General features: G+C 60.6%; 23 protein-coding genes and 1 tRNA gene. 10 read left to right on the plus strand and 14 right to left on the minus strand.

Going from position 1 to position 26,505, the window contains the following annotated elements; translation table 11 throughout:
* Positions 1–232 precede the first annotated feature (232 nt).
* From C0V97_RS10860 to C0V97_RS10880, 5 genes are all read left to right on the plus strand, one after another.
* A complete protein-coding gene (locus C0V97_RS10860) occupies positions 233–1,654 on the plus strand; it encodes a hypothetical protein (protein WP_127102616.1) in 1,422 nt (473 codons plus the stop codon).
* A 2-nt stretch (positions 1,655–1,656) separates the two neighbouring features.
* A complete protein-coding gene (locus tag C0V97_RS10865; RefSeq protein ID WP_127102617.1) occupies positions 1,657–2,556 on the plus strand; it encodes an SDR family oxidoreductase in 900 nt (299 codons plus the stop codon).
* Positions 2,553–3,038 (plus strand): hypothetical protein, encoded by a 486-nt coding sequence (locus C0V97_RS10870; RefSeq protein ID WP_233582110.1) that lies wholly within the window; start codon positions 2,553–2,555, stop codon positions 3,036–3,038. Before C0V97_RS10865 ends, C0V97_RS10870 begins: the two co-directional genes overlap by 4 nt.
* Positions 3,039–3,164: 126 nt before the next feature.
* Positions 3,165–4,616 carry a phosphomannomutase gene (locus tag C0V97_RS10875; protein WP_127102675.1) on the plus strand — a complete coding sequence of 484 codons (1,452 nt, stop codon included), beginning with the start codon at positions 3,165–3,167 and terminating at the stop codon, positions 4,614–4,616.
* Positions 4,617–4,770: 154 nt separating this feature from the next.
* A complete protein-coding gene (locus C0V97_RS10880) occupies positions 4,771–6,213 on the plus strand; it encodes a mannose-1-phosphate guanylyltransferase/mannose-6-phosphate isomerase (RefSeq protein ID WP_127102618.1) in 1,443 nt (480 codons plus the stop codon).
* A 131-nt stretch (positions 6,214–6,344) separates the two neighbouring features.
* On the opposite strand, the gene C0V97_RS10885 is transcribed toward C0V97_RS10880, so the two are convergent.
* Positions 6,345–6,420 (minus strand) — tRNA-His (locus C0V97_RS10885).
* Positions 6,421–6,703: 283 nt separating this feature from the next.
* Here C0V97_RS10885 and C0V97_RS10890 point away from each other — a divergent pair.
* Both C0V97_RS10890 and C0V97_RS10895 read left to right on the plus strand, forming a co-directional pair.
* A complete protein-coding gene (locus C0V97_RS10890) occupies positions 6,704–8,158 on the plus strand; it encodes a SulP family inorganic anion transporter (protein WP_127102619.1) in 1,455 nt (484 codons plus the stop codon).
* 359 nt (positions 8,159–8,517) lie between these two features.
* Positions 8,518–9,696 carry a hypothetical protein gene (locus C0V97_RS10895; RefSeq protein ID WP_127102620.1) on the plus strand — a complete coding sequence of 393 codons (1,179 nt, stop codon included), beginning with the start codon at positions 8,518–8,520 and terminating at the stop codon, positions 9,694–9,696.
* Between the two features lie 189 nt (positions 9,697–9,885).
* Here C0V97_RS10895 and C0V97_RS10900 read toward each other — a convergent pair whose 3' ends face one another.
* The 9 genes from C0V97_RS10900 to cobD all read right to left on the minus strand — a co-directional run bounded on the left by C0V97_RS10900 (position 9,886) and on the right by cobD (position 20,438).
* Complete coding sequence (locus tag C0V97_RS10900; protein WP_127102621.1) at positions 9,886–10,305, minus strand: host attachment protein; 420 nt, start codon at positions 10,303–10,305, stop codon at positions 9,886–9,888.
* A 79-nt stretch (positions 10,306–10,384) separates the two neighbouring features.
* Positions 10,385–11,236, minus strand: a complete 852-nt coding sequence (locus C0V97_RS10905; RefSeq protein WP_127102622.1) for an inositol monophosphatase — start codon at positions 11,234–11,236, stop codon at positions 10,385–10,387.
* Between the two features lie 91 nt (positions 11,237–11,327).
* Entirely contained in the window at positions 11,328–12,632 is a 1,305-nt protein-coding gene (gene hflX, locus C0V97_RS10910; RefSeq protein WP_127102623.1) for a GTPase HflX, read from the minus strand.
* Between the two features lie 27 nt (positions 12,633–12,659).
* Complete coding sequence (gene hfq / locus C0V97_RS10915; RefSeq protein ID WP_127102676.1) at positions 12,660–12,917, minus strand: RNA chaperone Hfq; 258 nt, start codon at positions 12,915–12,917, stop codon at positions 12,660–12,662.
* A gap of 160 nt (positions 12,918–13,077) precedes the next feature.
* Entirely contained in the window at positions 13,078–14,463 is a 1,386-nt protein-coding gene (locus tag C0V97_RS10920) for a sigma-54 dependent transcriptional regulator (RefSeq protein ID WP_127102624.1), read from the minus strand.
* Between the two features lie 20 nt (positions 14,464–14,483).
* On the minus strand, positions 14,484–16,760 hold the full coding sequence (locus C0V97_RS10925; protein ID WP_127102677.1) for an ATP-binding protein: 2,277 nt from the start codon (positions 16,758–16,760) through the stop codon (positions 14,484–14,486).
* Positions 16,761–17,101: 341 nt separating this feature from the next.
* Positions 17,102–18,070 (minus strand): helix-turn-helix domain-containing protein, encoded by a 969-nt coding sequence (locus C0V97_RS10930; RefSeq protein WP_127102625.1) that lies wholly within the window; start codon positions 18,068–18,070, stop codon positions 17,102–17,104.
* A 71-nt stretch (positions 18,071–18,141) separates the two neighbouring features.
* Positions 18,142–19,236: a tRNA dihydrouridine synthase DusB gene (gene dusB, locus C0V97_RS10935; protein WP_127102626.1), complete on the minus strand. Its 1,095-nt coding sequence runs from the start codon at positions 19,234–19,236 to the stop codon at positions 18,142–18,144.
* A 125-nt stretch (positions 19,237–19,361) separates the two neighbouring features.
* A complete protein-coding gene (cobD, locus tag C0V97_RS10940; RefSeq protein ID WP_158625404.1) occupies positions 19,362–20,438 on the minus strand; it encodes a threonine-phosphate decarboxylase CobD in 1,077 nt (358 codons plus the stop codon).
* Positions 20,439–20,446: 8 nt separating this feature from the next.
* Here cobD and cbiB point away from each other — a divergent pair, with 8 nt between their 5' ends.
* Positions 20,447–21,412 carry an adenosylcobinamide-phosphate synthase CbiB gene (gene cbiB / locus C0V97_RS10945; protein WP_127102628.1) on the plus strand — a complete coding sequence of 322 codons (966 nt, stop codon included), beginning with the start codon at positions 20,447–20,449 and terminating at the stop codon, positions 21,410–21,412.
* On the plus strand, positions 21,409–22,047 hold the full coding sequence (gene bluB / locus C0V97_RS10950; RefSeq protein ID WP_127102629.1) for a 5,6-dimethylbenzimidazole synthase: 639 nt from the start codon (positions 21,409–21,411) through the stop codon (positions 22,045–22,047). Before cbiB ends, bluB begins: the two co-directional genes overlap by 4 nt.
* Before the next feature lie 69 nt (positions 22,048–22,116).
* Here the strand turns inward: bluB and C0V97_RS10955 are convergent, their stop codons facing one another.
* Positions 22,117–23,043 (minus strand): LysR family transcriptional regulator, encoded by a 927-nt coding sequence (locus C0V97_RS10955; RefSeq protein ID WP_158625405.1) that lies wholly within the window; start codon positions 23,041–23,043, stop codon positions 22,117–22,119.
* A gap of 433 nt (positions 23,044–23,476) precedes the next feature.
* Between C0V97_RS10955 and C0V97_RS10960 the strand changes: the two genes are divergently transcribed.
* On the plus strand, positions 23,477–23,827 hold the full coding sequence (locus C0V97_RS10960; protein WP_127102631.1) for a hypothetical protein: 351 nt from the start codon (positions 23,477–23,479) through the stop codon (positions 23,825–23,827).
* A gap of 86 nt (positions 23,828–23,913) precedes the next feature.
* Here the strand turns inward: C0V97_RS10960 and C0V97_RS10965 are convergent, their stop codons facing one another.
* The 3 genes from C0V97_RS10965 to cobU are packed head-to-tail and all read right to left on the minus strand — an operon-like array spanning position 23,914 to position 26,461.
* On the minus strand, positions 23,914–25,365 hold the full coding sequence (locus tag C0V97_RS10965; protein WP_199751838.1) for a cobyric acid synthase: 1,452 nt from the start codon (positions 25,363–25,365) through the stop codon (positions 23,914–23,916).
* Positions 25,362–25,970: a cob(I)yrinic acid a,c-diamide adenosyltransferase gene (gene cobO / locus C0V97_RS10970; RefSeq protein ID WP_127102632.1), complete on the minus strand. Its 609-nt coding sequence runs from the start codon at positions 25,968–25,970 to the stop codon at positions 25,362–25,364. The genes C0V97_RS10965 and cobO overlap by 4 nt, the downstream gene beginning before the upstream one ends.
* Positions 25,967–26,461, minus strand: coding sequence for a bifunctional adenosylcobinamide kinase/adenosylcobinamide-phosphate guanylyltransferase (gene cobU / locus C0V97_RS10975; RefSeq protein ID WP_127102633.1), 495 nt, complete (start codon positions 26,459–26,461; stop codon positions 25,967–25,969). The genes cobO and cobU overlap by 4 nt, the downstream gene beginning before the upstream one ends.
* Positions 26,462–26,505 lie beyond the last annotated feature (44 nt).

The raw sequence follows: 26,505 nt of genomic DNA on the forward strand, positions 1-26,505 counted from the left end.
TTCGGACTGATCCAGCAACATGTGTTGGTATTGGGGGCGCCTTATGGGACGCCCCCGGCATTAGGTCAAGCTTTTTCGACTCATGCCGCCCTCCTGAAAACGGCTGATTTCCGCCATTTTTCGTCTATCGGTATCATGATACCGCATAAATAAATCCCGAGATTGTCCCTGTTGCAAAGCCGGACTAACATGGCGACCGTCGATTGAGGCCGTTTCAAGAGGATGATCAGACGTGAAAAGACCCTGGCTCGCCGCAGGACTCTGCCTTGTTGTTATCGGTCTGGGCGGAATTGGCGTACGCCACGAGTCCAAGGCCGAGCTGCAGCGCGCTCTGGCCAGTTTCAGGGCCAATCTGCCCCCAGATGCCAGATTCGAGTACGACCGGGCCTATCCACGCTTTCTGGCGCGCGGTGCCGGTTTCGATAATGCCCGCTTCATACGCGGCGACGTCACCCTGAGCGCCCAGCACCTGACCATCAACAACCCAACGGGCTATCTGACCACCGGGCTGAGCTTTTCTCGCATTCACGCCGATCGCGTAAATATTGTCGGTCCGGTGAGCGGCACGATTGGCGAGTTGACGCTCAAGAACCTGCTCCTCCCCCCCTTCAGCCGCGAGAAGCGTGAGGTGGCCGAGCTTCCACCCGCCTCCCAAATCCATTTTCGGCATGGCCAGATCCATGACATCGCTCTGGTCTCCGAGCAGGGATGCACACTGAACATCGGCTATGCCTCACTCGACAATTACGGCCATGACGACGGTAATGCAGGGAGCCTCCATGAAGGCCATGCTTCCTGCTCGAACAAAAGCAAGCTGGCACTGGCCCTTTCCCGCGCGATCCATCAACCCGCCACAGCTCTAGCGCTCGATATCAGGGACATGCACGAGACCGGCACACGCTATGCGCGTTATGTCGGCTGGTGGGAGCAATTCGCGAGCAATCCCTCGCCGGACCATCTCGCCACACTGCAGGATGTGCAGGAAACACCCGCACGCGCCGAAACCAAAGGCGTTGCCCTGACGCTGCTTGGTGCCCGGATCAGCAGCGAGTCCAGTGAAGCGCGGCGCTGGAAGGAGGGGGCCGTCATCCAGACTCGAGGCGAGGCGCGTACAACCCTGCTCAGCCTCAGCCCGGCATCGCCTCTGGCACTGTTCCTTCCGCCGGTCACCCATATCGACATGATGACCCAGAACATCACGACAGACACCACGACCAGGCTGAGCACAATCGTCTTTGCGGCGCTGACCCCGAAATCCTTCGCATTCGAGGGCCGGATTGCCATGGATAATCTGGAGAGCAGCGATGCCACTCATCAGCCCGCCCTGATCTCGACCGATCTGACCTATCGCGATGATGGCGGCAATCTGGACACGCTCATGACGCGTATCGCCGCGCAACGAAACCAGTCTCTCTCGGATCTCAAGCAGATGATGGCGCTTCCCGCCGCATTGCTGGTGCAGAAAGTGCCGGGCCTCAGCGCCCTGCCCGAATTCCTGCAAGCCCCGACCGGGCGGAGCTTTACCCTCTCCTTCCATCCGCCAATCAAACTCAACGGCGAGAACCTCAAGAACTTGAGCACACCGCTGGCGAAAGACCCGGCCATGCGCGAAGCCTGGTCTTCCCCGCCCATCCTCTCCTCCACGTTGAACTGATCATGACGTCACCGGTCCATCTCATCGGGGCAAACGGTCGATCGGGTTTGGCGATCGCCCGCGCTCTGAGCGCAGAGGGCGAGACGATCATCCCTGTCATTCGCGCGCCAGCGAAGCTGCCGGACGACCTTCGCGCATCCGCGCGCGTCGCCGATCTCGAGGATTCGCGCACGCTTGCGGCGGCTCTGACCGATGCCACACGCATCGTCTCGACGGCCCATGCGCGTTTCATACCCGCCATTCTCGATGCGGCGCCTCAGACCGCCTGTCTGATTGCGCTTGGCAGCACACGCAAATTCACCCGCTGGCCAGATGCCCATGGCAATGGCGTGCTGAGAGGGGAGACAGCCCTGCTCGAATCGGGGCGCAAGGGCATGATCCTGCACCCCACCATGATCTATGGCGCGCAAGGCGAGGATAATGTGCAGCGCCTGGCCGCCCTGCTGAGGCGGCTGCCAGTCCTTCCCCTGCCCAATGGGGGGCGCTCTTTGGTTCAGCCCATCTATCAGGACGATGTGACGCGTGCGGTCGTGGCGGCGCTGGCTCTTGCCACCTCCGGACAGATCACCGGGCCTGAATCCCTCGTGATCGCCGGCCCCCGAGCCGTAAGCTATCGCGACTTCATCAAGGCCATTCTCACGGCGGCCGGGCTGGGCAAACGTGTTTTCCTGCCCGTATCGGGGAAGGTGCTGGAAATCCTCGCGCCTCTTTCGGCCCGTCTGCCCGGTCTGCCTTCGATCGGACGCGCCGAGATCAGGCGGCTCCTCGAGGACAAGGCCTTCCCAGTTACGCCCATGACAACGAGGCTGGGCATTACCCCTATCGCGCTGGAAGACGGGCTAGCCCGTCTTTTTGTCGCATCTGCCGATACGACGCCCCTTGCCAACGGACCACGCCCATGACCCGCCCGTCCAGAATCCTGACCCGTCTCGCAGGCTCCCTGCTGGCGCTGACCCTGATCTCCCCCCTTGCCGGGTGCACCGATCCGACGGGACCGGTCTTTGGCGACTGGTATGGTTTCAATCCCCTGCCGACACCCCAGGGCAATATCTCGATCGAACTGGTTCTGGATGGTGCGCCTACCGCAACGTCGGGCCGCTATCGCCTGCATCGCCAGTCCTTCTGGGCAGAAGACATGATGTTCAACCGCGCCGATACGCTGGATGGGACATGGACGCTCAAGGAATACACGGTTGACGGCAAGATCTGGCGCAACGTGTTTCTGAAGGGGCCAGAATTGCACATCGCCCATTACGTCCTTCTGCCCAATGGCTACCTGACCCCGGCTGCCGACGACAATACTCCCGATATGGGAGAGGGCGGCTGGAAATGCTGTCGCCTTGCGCCCAGAGCGCGTGACAGCTTTGGTTACGGGCGCGTGTGAGCGGCTCCCACCGCTCAGCCGCCCTGGATATACCCCATAGAGAGGTCGCGCTCTGGCCGCGAAACGGGAAGCCGTGGTGCAGGCCTCGCCGGATAGAAGGAATGTCTCTTGCTGATCGCTGAGTGGATGTCCCGTTCCGGGGTCGGTTTTGGCACGAGCGGCGCGCGCGGTCTGGTCACCGCCATGACCGACGCGGTTTGTTTCGCCTATACGCTCGGTTATCTTCAGCATCTCCAAAGTCTCGGTGCATTCCACCCCGGTGATGAGGTTGCCCTGGCGGGAGATCTGCGCCCCAGCACGCCACGCATCCTGCGTGCCTGTGCGGCGGCCATCCATCATGCGGGCGGGGTGCCACTTGATTGCGGCACTGTACCCACGCCGGCGCTTTGCCTTTTTGCCTATGGGCGCAGCATCCCCTCTCTCATGGTCACCGGCAGCCATATCCCGGCCGATCGCAATGGCATCAAGTTCAACCGGCCTGAGGGAGAATTCCTCAAGGAGGACGAAACAGGGATGCGGCGGCAATCCGTCACGCTTCCCGAAGGCTGGTTTGATGCCCAAGGGACGCTCCAGCATGAGTTTGCCCCACCGGGAACCGTCGATGTCCTGCCGGATTATATCGCGCGCTATCGCGACTTCTTCGGCGTGCATGCGCTGAGGGGGCTCCGGCTTGGCGTGTACCAGCATTCTGCGGTGGGCCGCGATTGCCTCGTCACACTGCTTCAGGCCCTTGGCGCCGAGGTCACCGCGCTTGGACGATCGGCCGTTTTCATACCCGTCGATACCGAAGCGGTTCGTGCCGAGGACTGTGCGCTCGCCCGCGACTGGGCCGCCACCGGGCTCTATGATGCGATCCTGACAACCGATGGAGATTCCGATCGACCGCTCCTGGCTGATAGGAAGGGCGCGTGGCTGCGTGGAGACGTTCTGGGTATCGTAGCCGCCCGTTTCCTGGGTGCCCAAGCCGTTTCCACGCCAGTCAACAGCAATACGGCGCTGGAAAAAGCAGGCTTTGCTTCCGTGATCCGACGGACGCGTATCGGCTCGCCCTATGTCGTGGCCGCCATGACCGAAGCCGCCGGCCAGGGCCATAGCCCCTCGGTTGGATACGAGGCCAATGGCGGTTTTCTGCTGGCGACGCCGGTTTCTCGTGAGGCCCGCATATTGCGGCCCTTGCCGACACGGGATGCCGTATTGCCCATGCTCTGCGCCCTGATCGCGGCTCGTGACCATGAGAACGATCTGGTCGCTCTAGGGGCCAGCCTGCCCGCACGCTACACGATGAGTGACCGATTGGCCCCGCTTCCCACCGCACGAAGCACGCAAGAGATTGCTACGCTGCAGAAGAAATTATCGGAAACGGGCCAGTTCGCGCCATTCACTGCGCTTTGCGGCGCGGTGGCAGGATGCGACGAAACCGATGGTTTGCGGGTGTTCTTCACGCAGGGGGATATCGTGCATTTGCGCCCCTCGGGAAATGCGCCGGAACTACGCGTCTATGCCGAGTCTGATACGCCGCACCGCACGGCGCAGCTTGTGGCTCTGGGCGTGGCCTATGCGCGCCCCTGGATGGACTGAGCGCACGGCTTTGTGTCACGTGATCTCCTCTGGGTGAAGCGGGTCCCGAGCGGATGTTCCGTGGATTTTTGGGCTGATCGCTTTATGATCGCCCAACCTTCCTGATCGACGGGAAGGATTTGCCTGCTCCCGGGACATCATACTGGATCGCGCCTTGTCTTCAGCTGCCCTGCCCGCTTCACCCCGGATCATCCCGGTCATTCTCTCCGGCGGTTCGGGCAGTCGACTTTGGCCCGTGTCGCGCGGCAGTTTTCCCAAGCAGTTCTGGCCTCTTCTGACTGAGCGAACCCTGCTTCAGGAAACCGCATTACGCGGCAAGGCCGCAGGACTTGGACAGCCAATCGTGGTGTGCAACGAGGCGCATCGCTTCATCATTGCCGAGCAATTGCGTGAAGCGGGTATTGAGGAGGCGCGTATCCTGCTCGAACCCTCCGCGCGCAATTCTGCCCCGGCCATCGCGGCGGCCGCCTTTCTGGTCGCTGAACAGACGCCCGATGCCATTCTCTGGGTCATGGCAGCCGATGCCGCGATTACCGACCTGGCGGGACTTTTCGCCACGCTCGATACGGCCGTCGAAGCAGCGACGCAGGGCTATATCGCGACCTTCGGCATCCAGCCGAACAAGCCGGAAACGGGGTATGGCTATATAGAGCGGGGCGCCGCCCTTCCTGACGTCCCCGGTGCTTTTCATGTGGCGCGATTCATGGAAAAGCCGGATCTCGAGAGGGCTACGACCCTCGTGCAGGATGCGCGCTATTCCTGGAACTCAGGCATGTTCGTTGCCCGCGCCGATATTTTGCTGCGCGAGATTGCCGCTTTCGAGCCGGACATCCATACGCATGTTGGCCAGGCCGTGGCGCATCGACAATCAGACCTCGATTTCGAACGGCTCGATCCGGAAATGTTCAATCTCTCTCCCGATATCTCGATCGACTATGCCGTAGCCGAGCGCACGCGCCACGCGGCTGTCGTTCCTGCCAGCTTTGGCTGGTCGGATATCGGCAGCTGGGATGCGCTCTGGGAGATCAGCCCCAAGGATGAAGAGGGCAACGTCATTTCAGGTGATGTTTTTCTGGATGCCACGCGCAATTGCTATGTGCGCTCGGACGCTGCCGTCACAGCGGTCATGGGCGTCGAGAATCTGGTCGTTGTGGTCACCGAAGACGCCGTGATGGTATCGCATCGCGATCGGGCGCAGGACGTCAAGAAAATGGTCACCCGCCTGACACAGGCCGGGCGCGCCGAAGCCAGCAGCCATAATCGCATGTATCGCCCCTGGGGTTTTTATGAGAGCCTGATCCGTGGAGACCGTTTCCAGGTCAAGCGTATTCATGTCGATCCGGGCCATGTCCTGTCCCTCCAGAAGCATTTCCATCGCGCCGAGCACTGGGTGGTCGTGGCGGGGACCGCCGTCGTCACGCGTGATGAGGCGGAAATCATCGTGCGGGAGAATGAGAGCGTCTATCTGCCCCTGGGCTGCACGCATCGTCTGGCCAATCCGGGCAAGATCGCCCTGACCCTGATCGAGGTACAGTCCGGCCCTTATCTGGGCGAAGACGATATCATCCGCCTCGATGATGTTTATGCGCGCCAATAGATCCCTGCGTAGACGCTTTTAGCCTGCAAGAAAGATGGCGCTCTGCGCCGTCTCATGCAGCGCCCGACGCATTCCCGAGATCCTGTCCGAATGGCAGGGTCGTCGTTCAACTCTGATTTTAGGGGAAATGCTGGGGCGAATGACGGGACTCGAACCCGCGACCACCGGTACCACAAACCGGCGCTCTACCAACTGAGCTACATCCGCCACACAGCGATGCCCGATGTAAAGAAATGCAGGGCAGGCGTCTAGCCCCCTTTGTCGAAATTCTTTTGCAAGCCCCGACCGGTTTCGCACGCCACGCCTGTCACGCCCTTTCTGGACGGGGATAACCCGGGTGATCCTTGCAAATGGTACCGTATTAAGCACTCTCCGCCAGCTTCCCCCTTGCGAACCGTTACGGCTCTTTCTACCTTTACGACGCCATTGCCACGTCGGGCCAGAATACGACGAAGAAATCTGATCGTTTTTTACCCGAAGGAGTCGTCTCTTGAATCTCTCGACCTATCGCGCACAGTGGGCTTTCAGCCCGCTGCGTGAGGTGCTGGCTGGCATGGTGGGCACGTTCGCGCTCATTCCTGAAGTCATTGCCTTTTCCTATATCGCAGGCGTTTCTCCGGCCGTTTCGCTCTACGCCTCTTTCGTCATCAGTGTGGCGATCGCCATCACAGGCGGCAGACCGGGCATGATCTCCGGAGCCGCCGGATCGGTCGCTCTCGTTGTGGCCGCTCTCGTGCATAATCACGGCATTCAATACATGTTTCTGGCAACGCTTATCGCGGGGGCGATGCAGATCGTCTTCGGATTGCTGCGTCTGCATGTGCTGATGCGGTTCGTGTCGAAAGAGGTGCAGACGGGCTTCGTCAACGCCCTGGCCATCATGATCTTTTCGGCACAGGTGCCGCAAATGCTGCATGTCACCTGGCATACCTATGCGCTGATTGCCCTGGGTCTCGCCATCATCTATCTGCTGCCGCGCCTGACCACGGCCATTCCTTCACCGCTGATCTGTATCGTCGTGCTGACCCTGATCACGATCTGGCATCCCATGCCCGTTCACACGGTGGCCGATCTCGGTGCGCTCCCCAATGGCCTGCCCTCGCTCGTTTTCCCGCATGTACCATTCACACTCGAAACCCTCGAAATCGTCATGCCCTATGCGCTGGCGATGGCCGCTGTCGGATTGCTTGAATCTCTCATGACCGCCGGTGTGGTGGACGACCATACCGACACGCATAGCGAACCACGCATGGAATGCACGGGTCTGGGCATTTCAAACATTGCCGTGGGCCTGTTCGGCGGCATTGCGGGCTGCGGCATGATCGGCCAGACCGTTGGCAATCTGCGTTATGGCGGACGCGGGCGCCTCTCCACCTTCACGGCGGGTGCGTTCCTCCTGGCCCTGATGGTGCTTTTGCATAACTACGTCGCCAAGGTGCCTATGGCGGCCCTCGTCGCCATCATGATCATGGTATCGGTTAGCACCTTTGCCTGGGGATCGCTGCGAGACGTCATGCGTCACCCCAAATTGTCGAGCCTCGTCATGATCGTGACCGTGATCGTGACGGTTACAACACATGATCTGGCAGCTGGCGTGGCCGTCGGCGTTCTTCTGAGTGGTGTGTTCTTTGCCTGGCGGGCAATGGGCATGCTCCGCGTCGAAACGCACAAGGCCGAAGAGAAGGATGTCTATACCGTGCATGGCCAGGTGTTCTTCGCCTCAGCTGACATGCTTTATGACGCCGTCGATTTTCAGACCAAGGCGAAGTCTGTCGAAATCAATGTGGCCGATGCGACATTCTGGGACATCACTTCGGTCGATATTCTCGAAAAGATCGTCGGGAAATTGCAGGGGCGATCCATCGACGTCCGTGTAGAAGGGCTGCATAGCCGCCGCCACGGTCTGATTGCCGAACAATCCGACGAGCCTCTGCTCTCGATGTAGGACCTTTTGCAGTCCCGCCTAAGACACACCCGGGCGGGACAAACGCTTCTATTTGGACAAAGCCTGCCGATACTATGGCGATCGCCAACCCGCCTCAAGACAACAGAATCGTCGCATTCCCTTTTGTCTGATCAGAAAGAAATAAAATATTGTCTAAATCACGCAACACAAAGTAGCAATTTTATTGTTCTTTACCGAAAATAATACCATTATTAGTGCCCAAAAATCGGAATGGGGTGCTGAGAATGATCGTATACGAAGGGAATGAGATTGTACTCCATCATCACAGAGGAAATTCCGCCTACACGATCATTACTTTCACCGGCTTAAACTTCGAGACTGTTGCCAGAGACTTCTTCTTGCTGAAGAATGTCGCCCGCATCAAAGATCTCGATGTCATCGGCTTCGCAACGAAAAAGCCAAACTGGTTTCTCAGCGACGAGATGGACGAGGCGATCAGGGTCATCGATCAGTTACTCGGTCCCGACAGGGTCCGTCTGGTATTCGGACAGTCCATGGGGGGATACGCTGCCCTCAAGTTTTCCAGAAAGCTCTCCGCCGATTGCGTCATGGCACTCTCGCCAAAATTCTCCATTCACCCCGATGAATGCGACATTGCGGAAGATTACGGAAAATACCTGACGGACAAGATGGTCAATATGTCCATCAAGCCGGGAGATATCGGAGGACGCCCCTTTCTTCTTTCAGATCCTAAAGACAGGGTCGACGCCTATCATACGCATCTGCTGAGTAACGTCAGCCCGGATATCATCCATGTGCCCACTTTCTATAGCGGGCATGTCGTCTATGAGAGCCTCTCTGGCTCCAAGTCCATCTCATCTATCATCAAAGCCCTCGCAAGCGGTCAGCCCACCCTTGTCAGGCGCGAGGTCAGTATTCAGCGTCGGCGCAACCCAGCCAATCTGAGAAATCGGCTTTTCCTGGCCTCACCGCGCCATGCGAGGCTCGTCGCCCTGACCCTGATTTCCGACCAGATCGACGCGATGAAGAACAGGATGTTTATCTTCGCCCATACCGGATTCGTCACCGGGATCATCTATCAGGTTGCATTGCGCGGAGATCACGCTCTTGCTGTGCGGCTCAAACGCAAGCTCATGATCAATCTCGCAACCCAAGGACAAGGCGAAGCCTTCGATCAGGTGCTCGCTACCAACAACATCGCAGGACCAATCTGCCTCGATTGTCATGAGCGTATCCTGTGCTACGATCCGGATGAAAAACGCCTTGTGGTGGAGCCGTTGACCCAACGCTCTTCACACCTGCTGCCAGTCTATCCGGGGGAGAATTCTCTAGCTTGCGTGACAATACTCGGAGAGCGCTTCATGCTGGTTGCAGCGGAAGACGCGATCAACTTCGTGCCCGCAGGAAAAACGAGATCTGGTAGCGTGATATTCCAGCCAAAAGGCAGTTTTTATACAATCGGTTTCGGTCAGAAGATTGCCACCTCTGTCCATGGCGGGTCTATCGCAATCCTGACCGATATTGAAAACGAATGGGAGCGTTTCGTTGTTGTATGACGTGACCCGGACTTCGTCATAATCCCAAGAGGCCGGTAATCCTCGAGCCGGGAATCGTGCCCCAAGGGCTGCTCACGCGAAACAGATGCCCGGGGTCGAGCTGCCATCGAAAATCTACCCACCGCGCCCAGGCCTGGAGAATGCGCCTGCTCTCTTGAAGGAGAGTGGCGCACCGTCCAGAGACTGTTCTCAGGGTTTTGGCCATCCCGTTGCCGGGCGGTCGAAATGGGACAGGAGATCCTGATCAGGGATATTCGTCAGATCCTTGCTCTCGCTCTTGATCAGCTTTTTGCTGGTTGCCTTGGAGAGGTGATCGCGAATGTCATGCAGCACGTGCGGGGCGGCGGCGAGGACGACACCCTCGAGCGCTGCATTTGCCGAGAGCGCGGCATCGATTTCCTCGGCGATCTGCCGAGCAAAGCGTTCACGCACCTGGACCTTGGGATCGGAGCGCGGTTCCTTGATCGAGGCCACCTCTCCCGCTGCGTCTGTCGCCTTGTCATGGGCTCCGAAGCGCTGGACGGTACGCATCTGTTGTCCGTCATAGCGCAGGAAGCGGGCCTTCTCGGCATCACAAACTGCGTAAAGAACTGGATCCTGATTAGCCATGAGAACTCTCCTTTTTCATGTAATCAGAACGCCGCAACAAGAATTCGGTTTTCGAATACACGCCAACTTGAAAGCCAGCTCAACCCGCCAGTGCCAGTGCGCGATGGACCATGTCCCAGCCCTGTCGGTCGGGTGCGTAGAGCAGCCCCCGGCCCGGGATCGCCGCATGATACGCACGGCCATTAAGACGCGCACCATACCCCCCGGCCTCGTGCAGGAGAAGCCAGCCCGGACAGTGATCCCAGAGACAGGTGCGGCTATAGGCAAGCACATGACCATGCCCGGCTGCGATCATCCGGTATTCATGGGCGGCGCAACGCAGATCCCAGAGCCCTGTCATGGAGCGCAGATTGTGATCGGCCAGCGCCGTATCGCCCAGCGGCAGGGTGCGCCAGGCGATTTTCCCCGTGATATCCTCGATCCGCGTGAAGGGTGTCGCGACATGGAGCGGCTGGACCTGTCCTGTTTCATCTTCAGTCCAGGCGCCCTCCCCCTTCAGCGCAAGCGCCGCGGATCGGGTGATCGGGTCGAGAATGACGCTTGCAACCGGGATACCGTAGTCGAGCACGGCCATCATGACGCCAAACACCGGCAGACCTGCCGCATAATTCGCCGTACCGTCTATGGGATCAATGGTGATCGAAAGCGGTACGTGCGCCGCTTCGTCGACAAGCGTCGGGTGCGCGCTGCATCGCTCCTCACCAATCATCAAGGCTTCGGGAAGAAGGCGCCTGATCGCGTTGGCTATGAATTCCTCCGCCATCACGTCGGCGACTGTCACGAGGTCGGAAGGCGATGTCTTGGTCCGGATATCGCTCTCGCTCAGGCGGCAAAAGCGCGGCATGATGATGCGCTCGGCCGCCTCACGGGCGATGGCGCTGAGATCTTCCAGAACGCGGCGCGTCACGACCGAAGGACGCGACGACGTCATGATACCCTCATCCTTCACCGCGGCTTTCCTCCCCAGAGATGCTCGCGCTCTCTATGACCCCCGTATCGTGAAATCCAGTATCAAAGTGATTTCAGGCAGAGACAAGGCATTCCGGATAGAGCTGCCCGAAGCGTGACCGATCCTGCTCGAACAGGCGCACATCGAGCGTGATCTCGGTCTCCTGATCGAGCCTCTCGAGCACCTCACCATGTTCGTACAGCCAGGCGAGCGCCGCACCATTGGTGATCTCGAGGCGAATGCGGGTCAACACCATCGACGCGGTCATATGCTGATCGAGCATCGAGTAGAGATTGGGCAGCCCCTCGCCCGTGATGGCTGAAATAGCCACACAGCCCGGATGGCGAGGCACCGCCTCGATTCCCCCCATGAGGTCGGCCTTGTTCAGGACCTCGATCGTGCGCTGGGGCCAATGCGCGTCCAGCATGCCATCACGTACCATGCCATCGAGCACGTTGATTACATCCGCACGCTGAGCAGCGCTGTCGGGATGCGCCACGTCGCGGACATGCAGAATGATATCGGCCTCAGCCACTTCCTCAAGGGTCGCACGGAAGGCCGCCACGAGTTCGGTCGGCAATTCACTGATGAACCCCACCGTGTCGGACAGGATGACGCGTCGGCCCGAGGGCAGGCGCAACCCGCGCATGGTAGGATCGAGCGTGGCGAAAAGCTGATCCTGCGCGTGCACGGCCGAGCCGGTAAGGGCATTGAACAAAGTCGATTTGCCAGCATTGGTGTAGCCGACAAGGGCCACTACGGGAAACGGCACCTTCTTGCGCGCGGAACGATGCAGGCCGCGTGTTCGGCGCACCTGATCGAGGTCCTTGCGCAGACGCACGAGACGCTCGTCGATCATGCGGCGATCGGCTTCAATCTGGGTTTCACCGGGACCGCCCAGAAAGCCGAAGCCGCCGCGCTGACGCTCAAGATGGGTCCAGAGACGCACAAGACGGGAGCGCTGATATTCCAGATGGGCAAGCTCGACCTGAAGCACGCCCTCTCGGGTGGCCGCGCGCGCACCAAAGATGTCCAGAATCAGCCCGGTGCGATCCAGCACCTTACTGTTCAGGGCCTTTTCAAGATTGCGCTGCTGGCCCGGAGAGAGCTTGGCATCGACAATCACGACTTTGACGTCGTTTTCCTCGACGAGTTCGGCAAGCTGCTCGACCTGCCCCTTGCCGAAAAGCGTGGCGGGCCGGACAGACCTTATGGCCAGAACGGCCTGTCTGACCACCACGAGGCCAATCGAGGAGGCAAGTCCGACCGCCTCTTCAAGACGGGCTTCCGCAGCGCGGAACTCGTCATTCGGCGTCGGACGCTCCCAGGGAAGAATAACCGCAGCGCGTGTCGCGGGAGGCGTAGTACTGGTCGTCACTGACACGTTCCGGGAGAACTCCTCGCCTTACAGGCCGATATCGCCTTCTGGCGCGAAAAGCGACAGCGGTGCGACGGGCATGATCGTGCTGACGGCGTGCTTGTACACGAGCTGCGTATGACCATCACGACGCAGGATGATCGTCTCTTGGTCGAAGCGCGGGATCACGCCCTGAAGCTTGACGCCATTGACCAGAAACACGGTTACCGGAAGACCGTGCTGCTGGAGATGCTGCAGGAACAGCTCCTGGACCGTCTCGCCAGCGGCGAATTCGGAGTAGGGCACTGCGGGCGGCGCGGGGGTGGGGTTTGCTCTGGCCAAGATTGCTCTTCTTCTTTTCCGGTGTGTGTGAGGTCCCCTGATCGGGGGCCAGAGGGGTAACGTGACAGATACGTCTCTGGCTTCCTACCCCTATCTTATCTTCATTGATATCCGGTTTCCAGACTCACAAGGTCCGATCTTCCGGCGTGACCCCAAGCTGCTTGAGCTTGCGGTGCAGGGCACTGCGCTCCATCCCGACGAAATTGGCCGTACGGCTGATATTGCCGCCAAAACGCAGAAGCTGCACCTGCAGATACTGCGTCTCGAACAGATCACGCGCCTCGCGCAACGGAAGCGCCATGACGTCAGCGCCGGCATCGAGCCGCGTCATTGAGGGCGCACCCTGGCTCACTGTACTCGGCAGCATGTCCGCCCGGATCAGATCCTGCCCGTTAGGCATCATGATCAGCAGGCGCTCCATCAGATTGCGCAGCTCGCGGATATTGCCGGGCCACTCATAGGATTGCAGCGCCGCCAGCGCATCCACGGACAGCTCTCTGGGGGCGAGACCGGCATTTTCCGCATAGCGAAGCAGGAAATGCTGGGCCAAAGCCGGAATATCCTCACGTCGCTCGCGCAAGGAAGGCAGACGCAAGGGCACCACGGCCAGACGATAATACAGATCCTCCCGGAACCGACCGAGAGAGATCTCGCCCTGCAGATCGCGATTGGTCGTGGCGATCACGCGCACATCGACCTTCACCCGCGTGGAACCGCCCAGACGCTCGAAAGTCTGGTCCTGCAAGGCGCGCACGATCTTGCCCTGTGTCTCGAGTGGCATGTCCGCCACCTCGTCCAGAAGCAGCGTTCCCTTGTGGGCGCGCTCCAGAACACCCGTGCGGCGCATGGTCCCGTCGGACTGCCCCTCGATGCCGAAAAGCTCCTCCTCGAAGCGGTTCGGTGCGAGCGTTGCACAATTGAGGGCGATGAAGGGACCTGTGCCGCGTCTTGATCGAGCATGCACCATACGGGCCGCAATTTCCTTGCCCGATCCCGCTGGCCCCGTGATCAGCACCCGCGAGTTGGTAGGCGCCACGCGTTCGATCTGGCCACGCACGGCCGCAATACCCGGCCCCTCGCCAAAGAGCATGGTCTCATTGCCCGAACGCAGGCGCAGCTCGGCATTCTCGCGCTCCAGACGGGCTGCCTGGAGGGCACGCTGCACCACGAGGATCAGTCGATCGGTCTGGAAGGGCTTTTCAATGAAATCATACGCGCCATGCTGCAGGCTCGATACGGCAGTTTCGATCGTGCCATGACCCGAGATCATCACCACAGGAAGCCCCGGCTCCTCCGCCTTGATGGTCCTGAGCAGATCGATCCCGTCCAGGCGCGAGCCCTGAAGCCAAATATCAAGGATCACAAGCGACGGGCGACGGGCCCTGAACGCTGCCAGAGCCTGGTCAGAATTGGCCGCCACGCGCGTCTCATAGCCTTCATCGCGAAGGAGTCCCTCGATGAGCAGCCGTATATCCGGCTCGTCATCGACGATCAGGATTTCATGCTCCATGCGCATCCCTCATCAGCCGTTCATTGCTCCTTGCCCGCTTCATCCAGTTCGGGGCTGCGATCACGCACAGGAAGGGTGAGCGTCGAGACGGTACCCCGTCCGTCCGGTCGGTCCTCCAGCCTGATGCCACCTGCATGATCCTCCATGATCTTCTTGACGATCGCGAGCCCGAGCCCCGTCCCTTTCGGTTTGTGCGTGATATAAGGTTCCGTCAAGCGGTGCCGGTCAACTGATGGCAAACCAATGCCATCATCCACCACCTGAACGGCAGCCTCCCCCGCGTGAATAGTCAGTGAAACCTGTATCCGTCCCAGTGTCTCACGCGGCTCTCCCGACAGCAGGGTCGGGTCTTCCTCTCGTTCCGAGGCGGCGACCATTGCAATCGCATCGGCCGCATTCTGGAGCAGGTTGGTCAGGGCCTGGCCGATCAGGCGCCGGTCACACCGCACTATAGGCCCCTGGGGCGGAAGATACGTCGTGTCGAAAACGATCTCCGGATGGGCGTTGCGCTGCAGGACGAGGGCTTCGCGCACCAGACGCGACAGATCCTCGTCACGCAGCACGGGCTGAGGCATGCGAGCGAAGGACGAGAACTCATCGACCATGCGGCCGATATCGCCCACATGGCGCACGATCGTATCGACGCACTGGCCGAATGTCTCGGGATCGGAACTGATCTCGCGCAGAAAGCGCCGTTTGAGACGTTCGGCCGAGAGCTGGATAGGCGTAAGGGGGTTCTTGATCTCGTGAGCGATACGGCGTGCCACATCGGCCCAGGCTGCCTTTCTCTGGGCGGCCAGCAGGGCGGTAATATCATCGAAGGTCACGACATAGCCGGCTGAGTCATCGCTGCGCTGCTCGCCCACCACGCGCACGAGAAGCGTCCGCCCCGCACTCCCGACGCTCGGCCCTTCACCCAGAACCGCGCTTTTCTCCGGCGCATCGATCTGGATTTCATCTGTATGCGCCTCACCGGGCTCTGCCCGCGCGAGATCGAGCATCGTCGCGAATTCAGGCACCATGTCCCTTAACGGCTTGCCAATGACGGCATCCAGATCGCGCTGCAAAAGGCGGGCCGCTGCACGGTTGGGCAGTTCGATCACCTGATTTGCATCGAGTCCGATCACACCGGCAGACACGCCGGACAGAACCGTCTCGGTAAACCGACGACGCTCGTCGATCTGCTCATAGGCAACCATCAGCTCCGTACGCTGGGTCGAAAGCTGATCCGTCATGCGGTTGAAGGCGCGGGACAATGTCCCCACTTCGTCATCGCGGCGCACATCACGGGTCCTGGCTTCGGGAACCCGTACGCTCAGATCACCCTCGCTCACCCTCCTGGCAGCGAGAATCAGCAGGCCCAGTGGCTGGGTAATCTGCTTGGCCAGCACCAGACCCGTCAGCATGCCAATGCTCAGCACGAGCAGGGCAAGAAGCGCGAAGATCAGAACGAAGCTGATCTGGATGGCCGAGCGATGGGCGTTGAGACGCTGATATTCGGACACGACGGCATCAGTGTGACGCATATGGTCAAGAATCTTGGCGTCGACTGGTCGTGTGATGACCAGCATGAGCCCCGAGCTTGGCCCCAGACTCACCACGGCGCGCACGGTGCGCTCATCGGGGCTGTCAAGAATGGCCACATCATTGGTGCGTGCCAGCGTCGTCGCATCCTTGGGAGGAAGCGCCAGCTGCTTGCCCTGCAGAGCGGCCAGACCGCCCGAAGCCACCACCTTGTTGGTATAGGAATCGAAAACGACCGCCTCGTTCAGTCCCCGCTCGGTCGCCTCCACATCGAGCATCATACCGAGTTGGCCCGGATCGCGCATGAGATCCACGCCGTGACGATACATCTCGTCGTTATTGGCGGTGATGATGATATTGGCCAGAGCGAAGGCCTCGGTGCGTATGTTGTCGTTATGCTCCTGCAGATAGCCTGCGGCCACATCCCGTGCCTCGGTCAGAGCTGTGTTCACCCGGTTCGAGAACCAGATCTGGATGCCAAAATGGAAAAACAGGGCGGCCAGACCGCCGACCACCACCGTGGGGGCCACGGCCACCACACCGAAAAGCGTGATCAACCGCACATGGAGCCGTGCCCCGGCCAGACCGGTCCGGCGCTCGGCGAGCATCCTTCCGACCCGGATGATGACAGCGGCCCCCAGAAGCAGCAGCACGACAAAGTCGAGCAGGAAGACCAGCGACTCGATTTGAGGCCGGTAGGCGAAGGTCAGCCCGCGCGCGAGCACAACAAAGGTCGTCACAAGCAGGACGAGCGCCGCGCAGGCCAAGACCATGGCCGTTTTCAATCGCGTGATGCGGCGTATCACGCGCCGAAACGCCGTTTCGTCACCCGCCGGGCCAACATGGCCATTGCCAGAGCCTGCGAGCACCCTGTCGTCGTCTTCATCAAGAGGGTCGGTCTCAGCGTGGGAAGGGCGGGTATGGGAAGGCGCGGCATGTGAGGCATCTGATGTCGGGGCTTCCGGCGATAAGTCACCCGAGGACAGATGACCCTCGCCGTGATCGGTCTGAGAATTCCGGGACATCGTCCGCTCGTCAACTGCAGCGCCGGAACGCTGATCGTCATCGGCGCTCTGATGGCCCCGGGTTCGCGCGAAAATCTCCCGGTTTCCTGTCATGAGCGCGACCGTCCTGCCTCTATTCCGAGGCTTTGCAAACGCTTGCGCAGCGTATTGCGGTTAATACCAAGCAGGGCCGCGGCCCGGATCTGGTTGCCATCCGTCGCCTTGAGCACCAGCCTGAACAGGGGGCGCTCCACTTCGGCCATAACACGCGCATGGAGTGAGCCCTGGATATCGGTCTCCAGATCCAGCATGGAAGGCAGATAGCGCGCCATCAATCCCTGAAATGACGCCGCATCGGGGGTCGCATCGATGCGATGCAGTTCTGCGAGCCGCGCAGCCGTAACGATATTGCCCCGCCTGTCTTCAGAGGCATGATGCAACAACTGCCTGATTTGCCGGAAATTGCCAGGCCAATCCTGCCGGGCGAGCCAGGGCACCGTATCATCGTGCAGAGCCAGACCCGTATCGACCTGCCCCACCCAGACGGCGCACAACGCGCTCAGATCCTCACGTCTTTCGCGTGCCGGGGGAACAGAAACACAATGCGGCGCCAGCATCGCCCCCAAAAGCGTACTGAGACGGCGGTCCTGCACCAGACGCGCGGGAGTCCATGAGCTCGTACAGATCAACGCAGGCCGCTCTGCAGCAGGCTTGCACTCGATGAGGTTGTGCAGCGCCGACTGGAGAGCGGGCTCGCTCATCCCGATTTCGTTGATAAACAGGCAGGAAACGCCCTCATCCTGCAACGCCTCTTCAAGCGAGAGCCGATCAATGACCGGGACAAACCTCCCGGGACGGGACGAATGCGTCCAGAGATACCGGGCAGCACGGGTTCTGCCACTGCCCTGCTCACCCACCAGCACATGCAGACCAAATTCAGAAAGGCTGGAATCGAGCCCGTCGCGTAATTGCCTCACGGCGTCCGACTGGCCATCGAAACCAAGACTGGCTGGCGCTCTCATCTGGGGAGCGACCGATCCGCTCTGTTCGGCGCCGGGCAGGGTCGGGGCCGCTCTCACAGGAGTGCGGCTGAGTCTGGACCAGCCTTGCCATCGGGCAGGACCGTGAAGCGAAGCGCGGATCGGATCATTCAGGCGGCTTCTTCGACCGTTTCGGGACGCTGATGCGTCGACTCCCTGTCGCGTATGACACCCTGAGCGATCTGCTGATCGTAAAACGCCGTGAGATGGGCAATCACGTCCTGCGCCTGATCCATCTTGTTGATGCTGGCGCGAAACGCAGCCGATCCGGGCAGGCCGTGCGAGTACCAGGACACATGCTTGCGTGCGAGACGCAGACCTGGGCGCTCACCGAAATGGTCGAGCATCATGCCGTAATGACGCAGCACGATCGCTTTTTCAGTTGTCAGATCGGGGTCGGGCATATTTTCGCCGGTACGCAACGACTGCGCGACCTGGGCCAGGAACCAGGGACGGCCGTAGCAGCCGCGCCCGATCATTACGCCATCGGCACCGGAAGCCGCGAGGGCATCGCGCGCATTCTGGATCGAGACGATATCGCCATTGACGATCACAGGCAGCTTCACGCTTTCCTTGACCGTGCGCACGAAATGCCAGTCAGCCGTCCCGTTATAGAACATCTGTCGCGTGCGCCCATGCACGGTCACCAAGCGAATTCCCACCTCTTCCGCGATACGCGCGAGGCGGGGAGCGTTCAACGACTGATGATCCCAGCCCATGCGCATCTTGAGCGTGACGGGCACTGAAACCGCCTTGACGGTCGCCTCGAGCAGCGCTGCCGCCTTGACCTCATCCCGCATCAGGGCCGAACCAGCCGACTGGCCGACCGCTACCTTCTTCACGGGGCAGCCGAAATTGATGTCGATGAGATCAGCGCCCTGATCGACGGCGATCCTGGCCGCCTGGGCCATGGCCTCAGGGTCGCACCCGGCGAGCTGAACGGAGTTGGGGCCGTTCTCAGCACTGCGGGCCATACGCAGCGTGTTCTCGTTCTCACGCACCATGGCCCAGGAGGCGATCATCTCGGAAACGACCAGTCCCGCCCCGAGCTCACGGGCCAGCTGACGGAAGGGCAGATCCGTCACACCCGACATCGGCGCCAGAATGACCGGCGTCTCGATCACCACCCCGTTGCCGAGGTCGATAGGGCGTAGGTGGAGGCCGCGGCTCGAGACAGCCTCGTCGGGAAGAGATGAATGGGTCATGATCGGCCAAGGATACCGAGGCGTCCCGGGCGAAGCAATCAGAGATCGTTGAGACCACACGCATCCCGATCGATGCGCTCATCAGGGACATGGATGGGGCCGGAATGCCCCCGATACCCAAGCGTTCAGGACCGTGAACCAGGTCCTGGTCCGGCGAGGGCCCTTGCGAGTCGCGACAGGGTGGATGCTTCTCCGGGCAAACCGAAACGCAGCAAATCCCTGTCCCACTCGAAGCGACGTACGAGCAGGCCAGCCCGGGCCAGATCATCCCAGATCTGTTGCGCCTGCGGCGAGCGGAAAAGGCTGAAGAGCGTGGTGCCGCCTACGTAATCGAGCCCGGCCCGAGTGACGATACGGCGCAGCGCCGCCATCTCGGTGGCGAGGCGGCTTCCCATCTGGGTACGCCAGCGATGATCGGACAGCGCCTCGCGCCCGATATGACAGCCCGGCGTACTCACGGGCCACGGTCCGATGGCAGCGCGCATCGCATGAAGCACTGGATGCGACCCAAGCAGGAAGCCGATCCGGATGCCCGCCAACCCGTAGGTTTTGCCAAATGACCGGCAGATCACCAATCCGGGATGGGGCAGAAGACTGGCTGCGCTCTGAGGTGCAAAATCAGCAAAAGCCTCGTCCAGCACCACGAGGCCGCCCTGTCGCTCATGGGTTGCGGCGAGCGCCGCAATCTCGTCCATCGTCAAACTGTGGCCTGTCGGATTATTGGGGGAACAGATGACGGTGACCATGTGCCTTTGCGGCAGCGCCGAGGCCACGGTGCAGGACGCGGTGAAACTAGGGACATGCTCGACCCCGAAACCGGCTTTTGCCCATGCCGTCTCGTGGCCGCTATAGGTCGGCCCCACGATCCTGACCAAAGACGGCAGGAAGAAGCGTGGCAGGAACACCGGCAGGAGGCCGATCAGCATCTGAGACCCGGCGGCCGCCAGCACATGATCGGCCGACACGCCATAGGCATCTGCGGCGGCCAGACGCAGCGCCTCCTCCTCCAGCGGGTCCGGAAGACGGTTCAGCAAGGCATGATCCATCGGGGAGATGGGGTAGGCATGAGGATTGATACCGGTAGAAAGATCGATCCAGGGCGTCGGCGCTTCGGGATAGAGCCTCGCGAGATCGCTCAGCCGCCCGCCATGCGCCGGCCAGGGCGTCATGCTATGCTCAACCCCATCATGCGACCCACTCATACTATGCCATGTTCCTTTCCCTGACCCTTTGCGCCCTTCTGATCGAGGCTGCTTGCGGGTATCCGGACGCCGTGTTCCGCCGGATTGGCCATCCGGTAACATGGATCGGCGCGTTGATCACGGCGCTCGAAAAACGGCTGAACCGGTCAGGCTCGGTCGCGACCTTGCGCGCGTGCGGTCTGGCGGCCCTGATCATGATCGTTGGTGTACCGGTTCTCCTGGCCCTCCTCGTCCAGAGCGCCCTTCGCACCCTGCTGCCTGCACCGCTTGCTTTCATGATCGAAGCTCTCCTCGCCAGCACCCTCCTCGCCCAGCGCGCGCTGTACACCCATGTCCATGCCGTTTTGCTCGGGTGGCAGCAAGAAGGGCTGGCAGGGGCACGCCAGGCCGTCTCACAGATCGTGGGTCGTGATCCGGAGACACTCGACAGGGCGGGTGTCATACGGGCTGCGATCGAAAGCCTGGCCGAAAATTTTTCGGATGGGGTCGTGGCGCCGGTTTTCTGGATGCTCGCTTTCGGCCTGCCCGGTGCTGTGGCCTACAAGGCGATCAACACCGCTGACAGCATGATCGGTCATCTATCACCGCGCTATCGTGATTTTGGTCGGGCGGCTGCGCTTTGCGACGACTGCCTGAACATTCCTGCCTCGCGCCTCGCCGCCCTGTGGCTATGCAGCGCGGCGCTCCTTGGCCACTGCTCCGTCACCGGTGCCCTGGCTGCCATCCGGCGCGACGCGGCCATGCATCGTTCGCCCAATGCTGGCTGGCCGGAAGCAGCCATGGCAGGAGCCCTCGCTTTGCGTCTCGCCGGTCCCCGGCATTATGCTGGAACCCTTGTCGCCGATTCCTGGATGGGCAACGGAACTGAAGACGCCCAGCCCGACGACCTCGCGAAAGCGTTGGCGCTATACCGCTTGGCCTGCCTGATCCAGGCAGGTTGCGTCACGGCCCTCCTCGCTGGAGTATGGATATGACCGCCCCCGTTTTTGATCAGAGCTTTCGCGATCATCTCGACACGCTTTTCCAATGGCGGCGCGACGTCCGTCATTTCAGGCGTGACCCGGTTCCGGAACCGGTGCTCGACCATATGCTGGCCCTCACCTGCACCACGCCCTCGGTTGGTCTCAGCCAACCCTGGCGATTCATGCGCGTGGATGATCCCGTGAGGCGACAAGCCGTGAAGGAGGATTTCACGCGCTGCAACGCGCGCGCCCTTGCCGCACGTGACGAAACCGATAGTGGTGATTATGCCCGGCTCAAGCTGGCCGGGCTCGATGATGCGCCCCATCATGTGGCGGTGTTCTGCGAACCCGACCCTCTCCAGGGGCGCGGACTCGGGCGCATGACCATGCCCGAAACCGTCCAGTGGTCGGCCGTGATGGCCATTCATGGCTTCTGGCTCGCGGCACAGGCCCATAACGTCGGGCTGGGCTGGGTGTCGATCCTCGACCCGGACAGGATGAAGACGCTGCTCGACGCCGCGCCGTCATGGCGATTCATGGCGTATCTCTGCGTCGGATATCCGGAGGAGGAACATGATACGCCCGAGCTCGAAAGACGCGGCTGGGAGACACGCGCCCAGGCACGTAGGCACTGGATTCAGCGCTGATCGTCCCCCGACAGGAAGGACTGGGCTGAGCTCAGAGAGACGCGGTAAGAGAGGGATCTGAAGAAACTGTCAGAGATCCAGAGGGTCGGGAAACACGACATTCGGGCCGGATCCAGGATCGGGGAACGGGACTCCCTGAGCCGCACAGGCCATCCATTCGACAAAAAGGCGCACTGCTGCCGAGCGCTGTCGGGTCGGATAGGTATAAGCCAGAATGCTGCCTGATTCCGCGGCCCACTCGGGCATCAAGCGCTTCAGCCGCGGCGCAAGTGCGGGATCTTCATAGAAGAAACTTGGCAGAACTGAAAAGCCGCGCCCCTGCATCACACTTTCCAGCACGAGATTCATCGGCCCCAGCAGCAAGCATGGTTCGAAGGAGACATGGCGACGCTCCAGCCCACGCGTAAATTCCCATCCGGGCTGGTCCAGGTGGTTGACGTACCCGATGAAGGGGATTTTCGAGAGTTTCTCGAAACTGTCCAGCACACCACTGCGGGAAGCAAGGTCGTGACCGATCACCAGATGGCGCTGAAAACTCCCGATGCGCCGGACATGCAGGGAGGGATCTGACAGGGGGCGGGTCCTGATGGCCACATCGAACCACGTCATCTTGAGGTCGGAAACATCATCGGCCAGCGTGAAGCTGATCTTGCACTCGGGATAACGCTCCGCAAAAGCGTGAATGACTGGCAGAACACGATAGCGGCCATAAGCGGCATTGGCGAGCACACGCAGTTCACCGCGTGGCAGGGATCCATGGTGCTCGGCGTCGAGAAAAGCTGTTTCAATCGCCTCCATCCCCGCCAGACAACGATGATAAAACGCCTCCCCGGCTCGGGTCGGCAGGAGTCCCTTGGAGGTGCGCAACAGGAGATCTGTCTGCAACGACGCCTCAAGGTCGCTGATCGCCTTGCTTATAACGCTCTTTGACACCCCTGTGATGCGTGCGGCCCCGGTCACGGAACCAGCCTCAATGACCGCTATAAAATAGGTCATCCCATTGAAATTTATTCTTTTTCTCATGTTTTTACCTCAATGGTCGTTCCAAAAAAGCGAACATCTCGTTGCCAAAACAGCGCTTGTCTTTACGGTATGTTTCTAGAAAACTTCACTTCGTAAAAGTGGATCAATAGCCGAGGCCTCCAGAGTTCAAATTCGTTACCTATCGTTAAACAGTTTCAGCGACGTTCACAGCTAACACTGCATTTACGAATGTCTCATTAGAAAACGCGGCACGTGATTTACATCAAGACCGGAGATCGAAATGCACCATTTCAACACAATGCCAGGCGAACAGAATTCGGCCGTAAATTTGTGGAATATGCCGGTTGAGAACTCAGAATTCGTCAGGAATATACCATCCTCCCATCACGATTACTATGAATCGAAGCTGGTATTCGACGGCGTTGCGTCTGATAAAGAAGTGACAATGTTCGGGGTTGACGGCGGGTTCGCGCTGGACGGCGTACATCAAGACCATGACGACCTCGCCCCTGCCGGAGATCTTCTTGGCGATGCCGTCGCCTTCCTGGGTGCCGATACCGATCTTCTGGGCGAGTCCGAGCGCGAGCCGGTTTCAGTCCGTGTCGTATGGAACTTGCTGGAAAATGTGAGCCGGGTTTATCTGCCGAAGCTCACCCCCTCGAGCGAACGCGATACGGTCTGCCTGTCGGTGAAGGGCGATCCCTACGCTGTACGCGAGAACGGAGTCATGCTCGACGCCCTGAATTATGTGCGCATGCTGTTCTCGGAGCAGGGTCAGGCTTTCGCTGCCATCTGAGGCTGGGGCAGACAAGCATCCCGCTACAGACGCTGCTCTCTTTCAGGCGCCCCTCACGCCTTCGCGAACCTCTCTGGCAAATCTGCTCAGGCCAGAGAGAGCATTCCTTCAATATCGAGATACTGTTCCAGATGGTCTGCGAGGCCATCGAGAACGGTGATGATACGGTCCCGGTTCTCGAAGCCCTGTGACGCTTTTCCAAACTGCGCGAGAAAACTCTTCCTTGATTCTGGATGGTCAAACAGACCGTGCAGATATGTGCCGCTCACACGCCCATCGCCAGAGCGCGCACCATCGTGACGCCCCCCGGCAAACCGTATCAAAGGGCGCGCCAGCCCGGCACCCGTGGTTTCCCCGGCATGGATCTCATAGCCGGATACGCAGGATAACGCCGGCAGAATCAGGCCGGTATTTTCCCGTACTGTTTTCGACGCCGCGATAACCGTCTCAATGTCGAGATAGCCCAGCCCCGCACAGGCGCCCGGTTTTCCCTCCACGCCCTCCGGATCGGCAATACGTCTCCCCAACATCTGATAGCCACCGCAAAGCCCCAGAACATGGCCTCCACGACGGTGATGGGCCTTGAGATCGATATCCCATCCCTGGGCGCGGAAGAACGCGAGATCGCTGATCGTTGCCTTCGATCCCGGCAGGATGACGAGATCGCAGGGAGGCAGAGCCTGACCCGGCGGGGTGAAGAGCAATGTAATCTCCGGCTCGGCGCGCAGAGCGTCCAGATCGTCAAAATTCGCGATCATGGGCATCAGGGGCACGACCACGCGCAGACTCCCCTCGCCCTGCCAACCAGTAGGAAGATCGCCTGTATCCTCTGGTGGCAACGCGCGCATGGCTGGAAAGAACGGCACGAGCCCGCAATCCTTCCAACCAGTTCTTTCAGCGATGAAGTCTCTCCCGGGGCCGAAGAGAGAGGGGTCGCCGCGCATACGGTTGACGATGAATCCCCTGATCCGATCCCGGTCATTTTCGGACAATACACAGGAGGTTCCAACCAGGCTGGCGATCACCCCACCCCGATCGATATCGCCAATGAGGATCACGGGCAGATCAGCCGCTTCGGCAAAGCCCATATTGGCGATGTCACCCTGCCTGAGATTGACCTCCGAGGCCGATCCCGCCCCCTCGACGAGCACGATATCGGCCTCAGCCTGCAGGTGTCGAAAGCTCTCGAGAACGAAAGGCATCAGCAGGGGTTTGACCTCCTGATACCCTCGCGCCTGCCTCTGGCCCCAGAGCCTGCCCTGGAGAATGATCTGCGAGCCGCATTCGGACTGGGGCTTGAGCAGTACCGGGTTCATATGAACGCTGGGAGCTACGCCGCAGGCGAGCGCCTGGAGCGCCTGGGCTCTGCCGATCTCCCCGCCATCGGCCGTGACGGCAGCATTATTCGACATGTTCTGCGGCTTGAAGGGCCGCACGACCAGACCCCTCCGGGACAAGGCGCGGGCGAGCCCGGCGACGAGGACCGATTTCCCGACATTCGATCCCGTCCCCTGAAACATCAGGGCGCGGGATTTCAAAATTCCACTCCCTGCTGGGCCTTCACGCCCTGACGGAAATGGTGCTTTACCAATGTCATCTCGGTCACCAGATCGGCCTCGTTGAGGAGCCACTCCGGGGCGTTGCGTCCGGTAATGACCACATGCTGCCATGCAGGACGGTTGCGCAACCCTGCCAGAACAGTTGCCTCGTCGAGATAACCATAGCGCAGGGCGATATTGAGCTCGTCGAGCACAACGAGCGCCACGTCCTGCTGCGCCAGGGCCTCCAGCGCCTGGTCCCAGGCACGGGCGCAGGCAGCCACATCGCGCGCGCGGTCCTGCGTCTCCCAGGTAAAGCCCTCCCCAAGGGCATGAAACTGCGCGAGTGTGCCGAACCGCTCGAGGGCCCGACGCTCGCCCGTATCCCAGGCCCCCTTGATGAACTGAACGATCACGACCCGGCGCTCATAGCCGAGCATCCGCAGAGCGAGGCCGAAAGCGGCAGTGGATTTTCCTTTTCCCGGCCCGGTATGGACGGCGATCAGCCCTTTTTCGATCGTCTTCTCCGCAACCTCGCGATCCTGCACTTCCTTGCGGCGCTGCATTTTGACGCGATGGCGATCATTTTCCTCATCCGGGGTCATTTCATCTCCAATGCATGTCCGGCCACCACAAACAGGACGCGACGCGCCTCACATGCCAGCCTTTGATGCAACAGCCCTGCCTCATCCCGAAAGCGCCTGGCAAGTGCGTTCTCAGGCACGATACCGAGCCCGACCTCATTCCCAACGAGAACACTCAACGCTTTGCGTGGGCGCAGCGCTGCGAGCAGCCGCTCCGTCGCCTTGCGGATATCCTGCTCTTCGAGAATAAGATTGGTCAGCCACAAGGTCAGGCAGTCGATCAGCACAGGCCCGTCATGAGCCAGAGCTGGGGCAAGATCGAGCGGCTCCTCAACCGTTTCCCACCCTGGATCACGCTGCGCTCGGTGCAGATCGATCCGGGCGCGCATTTCCTCATCCCAGGCGCGGCCGGTAGCGATATAACGCCAAGGCCCAGGCTCGGCCGTCACCAGTTTTTCGGCATGGCGGCTCTTGCCCGATCTCACGCCACCCAGCACCAGAATGGTGTTCATCGCCCGCTTCCCCTTGCAGAACCCTGCTTATCCCAACAGAAAGG

The organism is Asaia sp. W19 (genome assembly GCF_003994335.1).
Classification (GTDB): domain Bacteria; phylum Pseudomonadota; class Alphaproteobacteria; order Acetobacterales; family Acetobacteraceae; genus Asaia.

Coding starts and splice junctions, on each gene's coding strand:
- cbiB (WP_127102628.1), top strand. CDS start 20,447: ATGTTCCTTTCCCTGACCCTTTGCGCCCTTCTGATCGAGGCTGCTTGC.
- cobO (WP_127102632.1), bottom strand. CDS start 25,970: ATGACCCCGGATGAGGAAAATGATCGCCATCGCGTCAAAATGCAGCGC.
- C0V97_RS10955 (WP_158625405.1), bottom strand. CDS start 23,043: ATGACCTATTTTATAGCGGTCATTGAGGCTGGTTCCGTGACCGGGGCC.
- C0V97_RS10920 (WP_127102624.1), bottom strand. CDS start 14,463: ATGGAGCATGAAATCCTGATCGTCGATGACGAGCCGGATATACGGCTG.
- C0V97_RS10900 (WP_127102621.1), bottom strand. CDS start 10,305: ATGGCTAATCAGGATCCAGTTCTTTACGCAGTTTGTGATGCCGAGAAG.
- C0V97_RS10875 (WP_127102675.1), top strand. CDS start 3,165: ATGTCCCGTTCCGGGGTCGGTTTTGGCACGAGCGGCGCGCGCGGTCTG.
- C0V97_RS10870 (WP_233582110.1), top strand. CDS start 2,553: ATGACCCGCCCGTCCAGAATCCTGACCCGTCTCGCAGGCTCCCTGCTG.
- C0V97_RS10865 (WP_127102617.1), top strand. CDS start 1,657: ATGACGTCACCGGTCCATCTCATCGGGGCAAACGGTCGATCGGGTTTG.
- dusB (WP_127102626.1), bottom strand. CDS start 19,236: ATGACCCATTCATCTCTTCCCGACGAGGCTGTCTCGAGCCGCGGCCTC.
- bluB (WP_127102629.1), top strand. CDS start 21,409: ATGACCGCCCCCGTTTTTGATCAGAGCTTTCGCGATCATCTCGACACG.
- cobD (WP_158625404.1), bottom strand. CDS start 20,438: ATGAGTGGGTCGCATGATGGGGTTGAGCATAGCATGACGCCCTGGCCG.
- C0V97_RS10960 (WP_127102631.1), top strand. CDS start 23,477: ATGTTCGGGGTTGACGGCGGGTTCGCGCTGGACGGCGTACATCAAGAC.
- C0V97_RS10925 (WP_127102677.1), bottom strand. CDS start 16,760: ATGGTCTTGGCCTGCGCGGCGCTCGTCCTGCTTGTGACGACCTTTGTT.
- C0V97_RS10905 (WP_127102622.1), bottom strand. CDS start 11,236: ATGACGTCGTCGCGTCCTTCGGTCGTGACGCGCCGCGTTCTGGAAGAT.
- cobU (WP_127102633.1), bottom strand. CDS start 26,461: ATGAACACCATTCTGGTGCTGGGTGGCGTGAGATCGGGCAAGAGCCGC.